General features: G+C 45.4%; 1 protein-coding gene. It reads right to left on the bottom strand.

Features of this window, described 5'->3' with window-relative positions; genetic code table 11:
• The coding region (locus tag ACTHUR_RS17815; RefSeq protein ID WP_440400063.1) for an alanine racemase at positions 1–353 on the bottom strand (353 nt) is incomplete at its 3' end.
• Positions 354–529: the final 176 nt, after the last annotated feature.

Below are 529 nucleotides of genomic sequence, written 5' to 3'. Positions count from 1 at the left end.
GTTGTCGGACGTTGCCACTCATGATGCACAAACGCCTCCAGCTGCCATTGGCTGCCGATTGCCGGCCACAAATCATAACGGTCAACATCCGCATATTCCGCAGCCTCAAATACGCCTTCCAACAAAACAATCGGATTTTTAATGCCGTTTTGACGCAACTCCACGCCTTCATCTACCGTTGCCACCGCAAAGCCATCGGCAATATCCGCCAACGCGTGTGCACATCTGACCGCGCCATGCCCGTAAGCATCGGCCTTAATCACAGCCAACAATTTATTGCCGTGCAACTCTTTGAGAAAACGATAATTTTGACGTAAATTATCCAAACGGATTTGCGCATTGAGCGGACGCATAATGTATTCCTCTTATCGGCATTTCGTTTCAGACGGCCTGCCCTATTACTTTGAAGTAAATATTATAGGTCAAAAACTACACAGGATTCCATGAAATACACAAGAATAATCTATTCATAATTTAAACCTCATGCGCGCCTTTAGGCATTTATGCTTCTTCTCAACCTGTTTTAAGG

This window comes from Neisseria sp. P0021.S007 (assembly GCF_051956855.1).
This window is presented reverse-complemented; position numbering and strand designations above follow the sequence as displayed.